Here is a 10,382-nt window from a genome sequence, read left to right on the forward strand (position 1 = left end):
CCAGCAGACCGAGCAGCGGCAGCAGGTGGGCGGCGTCGCGGCCGGTGGGTTCTTCTCGGAGGTGGTGGTGGCTGACCGCGATGCCGGCGCGGACGGCCAGGTCGGCGTACTCCAGCACGTCCAGCCGGCGGGTGGCGTCGGCCAGCCGTGTTTCCAGGTCGGACAGGGTCCAGTCGGGGCGGGCGGCCAGGCGGGCGCCGACGATCCGCAGGGCGAGGGGGAAGCCGCCGCACAGGTGGACGATCCGCTCGGCCGCCTGCGGTTCGGCGCGTACCCGGTCGGGTCCGGCCAAGCGGGACAGTAGCGCGGCGGCGTCGGCGGCGTCCAGGGTGCCCAGGTGGAGATGGTGGGCGTTGTCCAGGGTGGCCAGCGGGTCCCGGCTGGTGATCAGGATCCGGCAGCCAGGGCCGGCGGGGATGAGCGGGCGGATCTGTCGGGCGTCGCGGGCGTTGTCCAGGATGACCAGCAGGTTGCAGGTCGCGGTCAGGGAGCGGTAGCGGGCGGCGGCCTCGCCCGGGGCGGCGGGGACGGCGGTGCCGTCCAGGCCGAGGGAGCGCAGCAGGTGGCGCAGGGCTTGGGCCGGGGTCAGTGGGTCGAGTCCGGGGGTGGATCCGTGCAGGTTGAGGTAAATGACGCCGTCGGTGAATCGGGCGGCCATGGCGTGGGCGACGTGGACGGCCAGGGCGGATTTGCCGATGCCGCCGGGTCCGTCGATCACGGTGATGGCAGGCCCGTGGGTGGGTCCGTCGGCGGGGCCGAGTGCGGTGCGTAGGTGGTGGATCTCGTTGGCGCGGGCGGTGAAGGCGTGGGTGTCGGCGGGCAGTTCGGCCGGGATGTACGGCTCGCTGACCGTGACCTGTTGGGCCGGGGTGGTCAGGTCGAGGACGGGGTCCTTGGCCAGCACGGCCTGGTGCAGGCGGCGTAGTTGGGCGCCGGGTTCGATGCCGAGTTCGGAGACCATGATCCGGCGGGTGTCCTGGAAGACGGCGAGTGCCTCGGATGGGCGGCCGGCGCGGTGCAGGGCGAGCATGAGCTGGGCGGCGGGGCGTTCGCGCAGTGGGTGCGCCCGCACGTGTACGGCCAGGTCGGCGGTCAGCGCATGGTGCTCGCCGGCGGCGAGGCGGAGATCGGCGTGGTCTTCCAGGACAGTGAGGTGTTCTTCTTCCAGTCGGGTGGCTTCGATTCGTGCCCAGGGGGCGGTCAGCCCGGCCAGTGGTTGGCCTCGCCACAACTGCAGGGCTGTGCGGAACAGGGCGTCCGCGGCGGTCGTGGCCCCCTGCGCCTGAGCGGTGCGGGCGCGTTTGGCCAGGCGGGTGAACAGGTGGGCGTCGATGTGGTCGGGTTCGAGCGCGAGCCGGTAGCCGCCGGGTACGGTCTCGATGATCTCTTCGGTGGTGTGGGGTTCGAAAGTTTCGCGGAGTTTGGAGATCACGATGTGGAGTTGTTTGGCCGTGGTCGCCGCGGAGCTGTCTTCCCAGATGTCGGTGAGGATCCGCTCGGTGGGTACGGCCTGCCCGGCGTCCAGGGCGAGTCTGGCCAGCACGCCGATGCGTCGTTGCCCGGCAACCCGGACCGGTTCGTGACCGGCCAGGACCTGCCACGGACCAAGGAATCTGATCTCCAGCGCCATGAGGAGCGTGCTCCCCTCCTTTAACGGGGTCGGCATTGTGACGAGATGTTCGGGGGTATTCGCGGTGATGATGGATGGAACGCCGTCTTCGTGCGGACTTCCGGCGTCTTGGTTCACATGCGCATGTCTAGACGTGCAGGCTTACATGTGACTTGCAGGCTACCGATCGCCAGGGGAGACCAACGGCAGGACGGCCCACGGCGTCCGTACCGGCTGGCCAGGATAATCCACATCGACCCGCGCCTTGCAGATCGCCACCGTCGCGGCCGCCAGCGCTCCGAGCGTCGACGCCGACCGGCTGACCATCGTCGCCACCGCCTGCCGCGACCATCGACAGCTGCATTTCGAATACCGCGGACACGACGGCGGCGGATCCACTCGCCGCACCGAGCCGCACCGCTTGTCCTGGGGACAGCGCTGCTATCGCTGGTATCTGGTCGCCTGGGATCTCGACAGGGCCGATTGGCGCAGCTTGTCGGCACGGCAGCGGATGTGGCCCTTGAACGGGCGGCTGGAAGCGGTGGACGAGCACAGCTGTCTCCTGCACCTCGGCGCGGAGACCCCGCAGATGCTCGCCTCCCTGCTGACCATGCTTGACGTCGCCCTCGGGTTCGAGGCATGGCGCAACAGCCCAAACACAGGTCAGCGACTACCGGTGTCTTGCCACACAGGGCATGCGGCCATCCGCAGGCGGTCCAGCTGGGTGTCACGCCGGAGGATGTGCGGGTTTCGTTTGAATTCCGCGCACTGCGCGGTTACGGCACCGCGGTGCTGTCATGATCTCGGTGCACCTCACCGACGGGATCCACGATGTCTCCTCGCTCACTCGTGCCGCTAGCCGCCTCGCTTGGTGTGGGCGGCCTCGCGGCTCTGGTGTACTTCCACGACTCCGATCTGGTGCTCTTGAGCGAACACCTGAACCATCCGTTCGCGCTCGGTGCGCTGGCCTGCATCCTGATGGCGTGGGCCGCCGCCGGGCTGCGGTGGAGGTGGTTACGCGTCCTGATCGGTGTCCTTGCCGGGCTGGGCGCGAGTGCCGCGCTGTTCGTGGAGGTGGTCGTCCTTGCGTTCACCGCTACCGATGAGGTCGGCTTCGTCGACGGACCGGCTCCGTACAGGATCCGGCTCCAGCAGTCGCCGGCGGGTCTCGGGCCGGACATGGTGGTGTGGCTCAGCGTCCGCAAGGACGGCGGGTTGCTCAGCAGGGAATGGGATCTCGCTTGCTTCAACGACGACGACCCCGACGACGCCTTCGACTCGGTCAAGTGGACGGGGCCGAGTTCAGTTGAGATCCGGGTGGCCGATGGGCGAACGTTCCCCGTAGCCTTGGACCCAGCCTCGGGCCGACCCCAGACCACCGCCGCCCTCAATTGTTGACAGCGCCCCAAGCGGCAGGATGCCTCCACTCGGAACCAGGCTGGGCGGCGAACAGGTCCATCCCCTGCAGGAATGCGCAGAGGCGTGGCTGCGGGTGCGGTATGTCGGCGGTATGGCGGCAGGCCTCTGAAGGCGTCGTCAGTTGCCTCACGAAGATCGCCCTTGCTTGGATGGCATCCCAGCCGAACGATGAGCACGGGGATTAGGAGAGTTGCGACGTCAAGGATGTCCTACCCGCGTGCGCGGCGCTGGAAAGAAGACGGACATCCTTCGCAAGATCCGGCCGACTGAGCACAAAGCGACTCACCGAACTGGCCGGGGCACTCCATGACGTCCAGCGCATCGCCCCCGCGCCCTGAACTGACCACTCCTGGAGCCACCATCATGGACAAGAACCTGCCTCGCCGTACGCTGCTGGCGAGCATCGGTGGCCTCGCCGCCGCTGGCCTCGCCACCCCAGCCGCAGCGCGTACGGTGCGTTCCGGCAGCGTCACCGTGAACGCCTCGTTGGGCATGGGCGGCTTCCCCAACCCCGCCTGGTACATCAGCCACACGCACGCCAACTGGTACTTCAAGCGCGGCCCGCTCGGCCCCAAGACGATGGACCAGCTCAAGAACGACTTCCACATCAAGTGGGCGCGGGTCTTCGCCAGGCCGGACCGCTACTACAACCCGGACACGGGCACCTACGACCTGGCCAAGAACTACCCCTACCTGGACCAGGCCGCCTCCTACAGCAGCCGACTGCATTTGATCATCAGCTCGCCCAGCGTCGCCAAGACCCCGGCGCTGTGGGAGGAGATCGTGCGCACCACGCTGCTGGACCACAAGAAGCGCTATCCGCAGATCGACAGTGTCGTGCCATGGGGCGAGGCCAATCAGGCGTCGTCAGGGGACATGACACCCAGCCAGTTCTACCCCTTCTACCGGGCTGGTTACCGGGCGGTCAACGCGGTGAACGCGCAACTGCAGCCCGCCATCCCGATCATCATGGGCGGGCCGGGGATCTCGCGGCCGCGCCCTGAGTGGATGAACCCCTTCTTCGCCCTCTACGCCGCCGACCAGGACAAGGACAAGCGGCTGGACTTCGTCTGCTACCAATCTTATGGCCTGCTCGACACACCGATCCAGGCCCAGAGCGAGCGCAGCCGGGTGCAGAGCATGCTGAGCGGCGCCGGTCTCAACCCCGCGACCCCGGTCTGGGTGACCGAGTTCGGCTTGTACGGCGGCGACACCGACGGCGGAACCCACGGCCGTACCCCTGAAGCGGACCTCAAGCACGACCAGCTCGTCCAGGCCGCGGGGATCGCCGCGGTCAGCAGGTACTACATCCTCGGCAAGATGAACCGCCCGTTCCAATGGGTGGTCCACCACGGCGAGAACCTGCGGAAGGACATGTTCGTCGAGGGCCTGGACGGTGTCCGCCTGCCGTTCGGCCACGTCGTGGTGATGCTGGGCATGCTCAAGCCCAGCCTGGACGGTGAGCGGCTCGACATGCGGATCAGCCCCGGAGCAGCCCAGACCGATGGAATCGGTCTGGCGGCTCTCGCGCACGCCGACTCCAGCCGGGTGGCCGTCATGTACTGGAACTACCAGGCCGAGACGGGTGGTGACGTCTACGACACCACGATCACGGTGGACAATCTGCCCTCAAACCTGTTCTCCGGCAGGCGGGTCAGGATCGAGCGCTGGCTGGTCGACGCCACGCACAACAACTACAACTACAACGGCACCACCACCTTCGCCCGCGAAATGGACACCACAACGGACACGCCGGTGACCAAGGTGGTGCAGCGGGTGCGACTGACCAAGAACGCGGTCGGCCTCATGCTGCTCACGCCGCGGTGATGACCGGCCTCGGTGTCGGGCGCGCGGCCCGACACCGAGGACACCGGCGCCACCTGAGGGGCGGGAGCGATCACGTGGAGATCCCTGGTCCGCCGCCGATCGGACTTTGGCCCCCGCCCGAGGCCGACGGCAGACCACAGGGGGGTCATAGCGCGATCGGCACCTGCTCACCACGCTCGAGGCACATCGCGGCCACCTGGTCCGTGGAGGTCGCCGCGCGCCGCGGAGCATCGCTCCACTGCGTCTCGCCGGCGAGATGGTGGCGGAGTCGCTTGCATCGTTCCCGACAGACCTTGGCGGAACACGCGCGAGTGCCGTCCCGGCGAGCAGACTCGAGCGGACCGCGATAGTGTGCGCCAGTGGCTGACAAGGTCGCGAAAGGCGACGTCATCGCGTTTCGCCTCAACGCCCACCACCTCACCGAACGGTTGGGGGAATCGGGGCTGCTCGACGCGGCCGGCCGGTGCGCAATTCAGAACAGCCCGCCAGGGTCGGCGCTGCTGGCCCTGCACGCCAGGATGAAGAACCTCACACAGGAACAGGTGGGGGAAGCGGTCGCCGAGGAGAAGAGCCTGCTGCAGACCTGGTGCATGCGCGGCTCGCCGTTCTACTCCCCGGCTGTGGACGCCCCGGTGTTCACCACCGGCGTGCTGCCGCCGACCGAGGAGGCGATGCGCCATTTCATTCTCGGCGTGGAGCAGGCGTTGATCGAACTCGACATGGGCCTGACCGAGGCGGTCGAGCTGACCGGCGCCGAGATCCACGCCGTGCTGTCCGGGCGCCAACTCGCCATCAACGAGCTGGGCGCGGAACTCGCCACGCGGATTGCCCGCAAACTGCCGAAGCAACAACGCGGCGTCTGGGAAGGAAAAGGTCCCTACGCCCCGGGCCAGCCGCTCGGTGAGGGTGTCGTGCATTTCTGCATCCGCATCCTCACGTTGCAGCGGGTTGCCTGCTTCGCGCCGCGCGCCGGGAACAAAGCACCGTTCGTCCTGGTCGACGAGTGGCTCGGCCATCCGATCCCGGACATCGACCCGAAGGTCGCGCGCGCCGAACTGCTTCGCCGCTATCTGCGCTGCTACGGACCGTCGACACGCAGGGACTTCGCCGCGTGGGTGGGGATCAATGCCGGTGACACCGACCCCTGGTGGAGCCTCGTCGAGGACGAGCTGACGCAGGTCGAGTTCTGCGGCAAGTCGTGGATCCTCACCGAGGACCTCGACGCACTGCGGTCGGCAGCGAAGCCGAAGGGGGTGCGCCTGCTCCCGCCACGTGACCCGTACACCCAGATGCGACCGCGAAACAATCGTCGACAAGAAGTACCACCGGGAAGTGTGGAAGACGGTCGGCGAACCGGGCGCGGTCCTCGCCAACGGCGAGATCATCGGCATATGGCGGCCACGCAAGAGCGGCCGGAAGCTGACCATCACCATCAAGACGTTCGGCCCGCTGCCAGCTCGGGACAGGAAGCCGCTCCAGGATGAGGCCGAGCAGGTCGCGCCGTTGCGAGGCGCGTCGTCCGTGGACGTCGAGTTCGACATCTACTGACGCTCCCCGCCACGAATCAGCCGCTCGAGCGGGGCGCTCGAACAGCCTGAACAGAACCATGGCGTCCGGGGCGCTTTCCCGATGGAACGCAGACGGATCCGCCGCCGACCATCTACGCCGGCATGGCGCAGGCCAAACAGCTCGGCCTGGGGCCGGGCACAAGAGGCTTTCGCGGCAGCCGTCTGCGCCGCGATCCGCTCGAGCGCCAGGAGCGGATCGGGTTGGCCGATCGGCACGCGGGCGACGATAGGGATGGTGCCCTGGCTGGTCTGCGCTCCGGAAGCCGGAGCGATCAGCACCGTCATCCTGAGTGTGACGAGCTCAACCGGGCGGCGTGAGCCCAAGGGATCTTCCCGCTCCGTGGACGGTTCCGCCCGTTCAAGGGAACTCAAGGGACGTTCCCGGTCCAACCGGAGTCAAGGGGTTTCCATCGGCACCGCCGGCGACGCGAACGGTCCTGCCAGATCCATGGGTTTACATGTGACCTTTTGGTCACATATATTGGCGGCGTGGCGGACGATGACCTGGTTTTCAAGGCGCTGGCGGACCCGACCCGGCGGCACCTGCTGGATCGGCTGTTCGAGCGGGATGGCCGCACGCTCACCGAGCTTGAGTCGGAATTGGAGATGACCCGGTTCGGCGTCATGAAGCACCTACGCCTCCTCGAGGAGGCAGGTCTGATCGTCGCCCGCAAGTCGGGCCGGGAGAAGCTGCACTTCCTCAACCCGGTGCCGATCCGGCTGATCCACGACCGGTGGATCGACAAGTACACCGAACGTCGGGCATCGGCGCTCGCCGAACTCAAAGCCGAGCTGGAAGGACGAACCATGACCGATACCGCATCGCCCACCCAGACCGTTCAGGTCTACCAGGTCTACATCAAGGCCACGCCGCAGGCGATCTGGGACGCGATCACGCAGCCAGAGTGGACGCAGAAGTACGGCTACGGCGGCGCCGTCGAGTACGACCTGCGTCCGGGCGGCATCTACCGGGGCCTGGCGAACGAGGGAATGATCGCGCAGGGCGCGCCGGAGGTGGCCATCGACGGCGAGGTGGTCGAGGTCGACCCGCCGCACAGGCTGGTGCAGACCTGGCGGGTTCTGATGGACCCGGCGATGGCGGCCGAGGGCTTCACCCGGCTGACCTACGAGATCACAGCAGGCCCAGGCGGCGTCACGAAACTGACGGTGACCCACGACCTGAGCGGCGCACCGCTGACGGCGGCGTTGCTGGCCGGCGAGATGGAGAGCCAGGGCGCCGGCGGCGGCTGGAACTGGATGCTCAGCGGCCTGAAGACCCTGCTGGAGACCGGCGAACCGCTGGACCGCTGAGCTCGGTCGATATCAATCGGGCCAAACCCACCACTGAACAGGACACGATCATGGCCTCAACGGAATCGACGCGCCACACGACATCCGGCGCCTCGGCCGACCCATCCTTACCGGCGACCAAGACGTCGACCACCGCATTACTCGCATGCGGAGTCGTCGCCGGCCCGCTGTTCATCATCAGCGTCCTGGCGCAGGCCCTCACTCGGGCCGGATTCGATCTGCAACGACATCCCTTGAGCTCGCTGAGCCTTGGCCCCCTGGGCTGGATCCAGATCACCACCTTCGTGGTCACCGGGCTGCTGGTCCTGGCCTACGCGGTCGCGACGCGGCGGGTGCTGCGTCCAGGCCGGGGCGGCACGTGGGCGCCGCTACTGATCGGGATGAACGGCGCATCCCTGATCGCCAGCGGGGCGTTCCTCGCCGACCCCATCAACGGCTACCCGCCGGGCATGTCCGAGCAAGCCACATGGCATGGAATCGTGCACTCCCTCGCCCCGGCCATCGCCGGTCTGGCCGGCCTGGCCATGTACGCCATATTCGCCCGTCGGTTCGCCGCCATGGGCCGGCGCGGCTGGGCCACGTTCTGCCTGGTGATCGCCCCAATCGTCGTCATCCTCAACGTCGCCGCCCTCCCAGCCGCCGACTTTCGGCTGACGCTGGCGGGGCTGGCCCTGAGCTGGGCATGGACATCGCTGATCGCGGCCCGTCTGATGGTTGAGGCACGCGCCCGGACCGCGAACCGTTCGCTGCACCCGCAAGCCGCCCTTTGAGAGGCAGGCGGTGGCCGTCGGTCAATGAAGCTGTCCACGCGTCAATTGCTCGTCAGCGAGGGCAAGGCCTGTCCGCGCCACAGGCGGCCCTGATAACCGGACCAGGCGTTTCCCCAGCTCAGAGCCCAAACCAAGCCCCTTGCCCGCGGAATTACGTCGAACGCATGCCCGACGCGGGAGATGATGACGCGTATGCGGTTCGGGATTCTGGGCGCCACCCGGGCATGGCGTGACGACGGGAGCGAGGTGGAGGTCGGCGGCTCGGCCCGGCGGGCGCCGCAGGTCGCGGCTCCGCCGGGCACGGCCGGAGCAGGTGATCCTCATGCTGACCCGCCATGCCAGGCCCGGCGCGCTCCGCAAGGCGCTGAAGCTCGGCGTGCAGGGCTTCGTCAGCAAGTCCGCCGAACCGGCGCACATCGTCTCGGTCATCAAGACCCTGCACGGGGGCAAGCGATGGATCGACCCGGACATCTCCGCCCTCGCCGTCATCGACGACTGCCCGCTCACCGACCGTGAGATCGACGTGCCGCGGGTGACCGGCGAAGGCTACGCGGTCGCCGACATCGCCGCCCGGCTCCACCTGGCAGAGGGCACGGTGCGCAACTACCTCTCCCATGCGATGCAGAAGACCCAGACCCCCGACCCGGCACGAAGCGGCGCGGTACGCGCGTGAACACGACTGGCTGTAAGCGGGGGAACGTCCGGGACGGTTCGGACGATCCCGCCTGTCGACACCGGGTGGTGGCCTTCCAGGCGGCCGCCGGCATCAGATTCGGCTGCTGAGGACGCGCAGCAGATGTCCGAAACCCCGGGTGGCAAGACGCGGCGGTGTGGCGCCGTTCATGCGCATGAGGTACTCGCTCTGCATCAATGTCCTCGGGCCGGACACCGCGAGGGCGCGTGAGGCGATCGTGGAGGCCAGGGCCGCCTGCCGCCTCCGCTTGGACGAGTAGACGCGCACGACTGCGGTCGGATTGGGAACGGTGCCCAGGCAGTCCACCAGCGTGGCCACGTCCTCGAGCGCCTGGTTCGTGCCGTGCGCCATGACGGGCGGCATCCCGTGCGCCGCGTCCCCGAGCAGCACGCACCGACCCTCACCCCAGCGGCACGGGATTTTGTGCCGGGTGTGCGGGAACACCTCGGCGTCGCCGTCCTCCAGCGACGCCAGAACCTGCTCGACCGGCGAGCCCCATCCCGCGAACTGTCGACGCAGCATCTCCAGCGGCTTGTCCTCCGGTGGCGCGCCCGGCGACCACGGCACGTCGAAGAACCACTGCATGAGCCCGTCGCCCGCGCCCATGAAACCGAAGTCGCCCTGCCGGCCGACCATCAGCGTCGTGGTCGACCCGGGGTCGAAGGGGGCGGGTGTCAGGCCCTGCCAGATCGCCGCACCGGTCAGGGCGGCCTGGTCACCGCCCAGGACGAGGGCACGTACCTGCGAGTGCACCCCGTCGGCTCCGACCAGGAAGTCGCCGCTGTACTCCTGGCCTGTTTCCGTCTTCACCTGCACGCCGTCGCTGTCGGCCTGCAGGTGCGTGACCCGCGCGCCGAACCGTACGGTCCCCTCTGGGAGCCCGCTCTCCAGGAGGGTGATCAGCGACCCGCGCGGGATCACCCTCGCCGCCGACCCGAACCGTTGCGCCAGCGCTTCCAGGTCGAACTCCAGCACCTGGCGGCCGCCGGCGGTCCGCAGGCATAACGTCGTCAGCCGCTGCCCCGTCCCTTCCAGATCCACGCCCAAGTCCTCGAGGATCGCCGTGCCGTTGCACCACAGGGTGATGGCCCCACCCCCAAGGCGCAGCCCCCGCGCCTGCTCCAACACCAGCACCTCGTGTCCTGCAGCGATCAATCCCCGCGCCGCCGCGAGCCCGCTGATCC

The 10,382-nt window shown here is 68.4% G+C and carries 8 protein-coding genes and 2 pseudogenes; 7 read left to right on the forward strand and 3 right to left on the reverse strand.

The window, feature by feature from the left end:
• Positions 1–1,666, reverse strand: a 1,666-nt coding sequence (locus tag ETD86_RS49045; protein WP_211370811.1) for an AfsR/SARP family transcriptional regulator, incomplete at its 3' end; no start/stop codon positions are given.
• 208 nt (positions 1,667–1,874) lie between these two features.
• Between ETD86_RS49045 and ETD86_RS49050 the strand changes: the two genes are divergently transcribed.
• From ETD86_RS49050 to ETD86_RS49065, 4 genes and pseudogenes are all read left to right on the forward strand, one after another.
• Entirely contained in the window at positions 1,875–2,468 is a 594-nt protein-coding gene (locus tag ETD86_RS49050) for a helix-turn-helix transcriptional regulator (RefSeq protein WP_138673484.1), read from the forward strand.
• Entirely contained in the window at positions 2,441–3,007 is a 567-nt protein-coding gene (locus ETD86_RS49055) for a hypothetical protein (RefSeq protein WP_170223711.1), read from the forward strand. The genes ETD86_RS49050 and ETD86_RS49055 overlap by 28 nt, the downstream gene beginning before the upstream one ends.
• Before the next feature lie 384 nt (positions 3,008–3,391).
• Positions 3,392–4,855 carry a glycosyl hydrolase gene (locus ETD86_RS49060; protein ID WP_170223712.1) on the forward strand — a complete coding sequence of 488 codons (1,464 nt, stop codon included), beginning with the start codon at positions 3,392–3,394 and terminating at the stop codon, positions 4,853–4,855.
• A gap of 518 nt (positions 4,856–5,373) precedes the next feature.
• Positions 5,374–6,403 (forward strand): annotated as a pseudogene (locus tag ETD86_RS49065) (winged helix DNA-binding domain-containing protein).
• On the opposite strand, the gene ETD86_RS49070 reads toward ETD86_RS49065, so the two are convergent.
• Positions 6,397–6,708: a hypothetical protein gene (locus ETD86_RS49070; RefSeq protein ID WP_138673487.1), complete on the reverse strand. Its 312-nt coding sequence runs from the start codon at positions 6,706–6,708 to the stop codon at positions 6,397–6,399. The pseudogene ETD86_RS49065 and the gene ETD86_RS49070 sit on opposite strands and share 7 nt — an antisense overlap.
• A gap of 204 nt (positions 6,709–6,912) precedes the next feature.
• Here ETD86_RS49070 and ETD86_RS49075 point away from each other — a divergent pair, with 204 nt between their 5' ends.
• The 3 genes and pseudogenes from ETD86_RS49075 to ETD86_RS49085 form a co-directional block, all read left to right on the forward strand.
• Positions 6,913–7,734: an ArsR/SmtB family transcription factor gene (locus ETD86_RS49075; protein WP_138673488.1), complete on the forward strand. Its 822-nt coding sequence runs from the start codon at positions 6,913–6,915 to the stop codon at positions 7,732–7,734.
• A gap of 50 nt (positions 7,735–7,784) precedes the next feature.
• Positions 7,785–8,504, forward strand: a complete 720-nt coding sequence (locus ETD86_RS49080; protein WP_138673489.1) for a DUF998 domain-containing protein — start codon at positions 7,785–7,787, stop codon at positions 8,502–8,504.
• Between the two features lie 283 nt (positions 8,505–8,787).
• Positions 8,788–9,193: pseudogene (locus tag ETD86_RS49085) on the forward strand (response regulator transcription factor); the annotation flags it as partial.
• 77 nt (positions 9,194–9,270) lie between these two features.
• Here the strand turns inward: ETD86_RS49085 and ETD86_RS49090 are convergent.
• On the reverse strand, positions 9,271–10,380 hold the full coding sequence (locus tag ETD86_RS49090) for an FAD-dependent oxidoreductase (protein ID WP_246149427.1): 1,110 nt from the start codon (positions 10,378–10,380) through the stop codon (positions 9,271–9,273).
• Between the last annotated feature and the right edge of the window lie 2 nt (positions 10,381–10,382).

The organism is Nonomuraea turkmeniaca (assembly GCF_005889735.1).
Classification (GTDB): Bacteria; Actinomycetota; Actinomycetes; order Streptosporangiales; family Streptosporangiaceae; genus Nonomuraea; species Nonomuraea turkmeniaca.

Excerpts from the sequence above, each read along its gene's own strand:
- ETD86_RS49055 (WP_170223711.1), top strand. The coding sequence starts at position 2,441 with ATGTCTCCTCGCTCACTCGTGCCGCTAGCCGCCTCGCTTGGTGTGGGC.
- ETD86_RS49060 (WP_170223712.1), top strand. The coding sequence starts at position 3,392 with ATGGACAAGAACCTGCCTCGCCGTACGCTGCTGGCGAGCATCGGTGGC.
- ETD86_RS49070 (WP_138673487.1), bottom strand. The coding sequence starts at position 6,708 with ATGACGGTGCTGATCGCTCCGGCTTCCGGAGCGCAGACCAGCCAGGGC.
- ETD86_RS49080 (WP_138673489.1), top strand. The coding sequence starts at position 7,785 with ATGGCCTCAACGGAATCGACGCGCCACACGACATCCGGCGCCTCGGCC.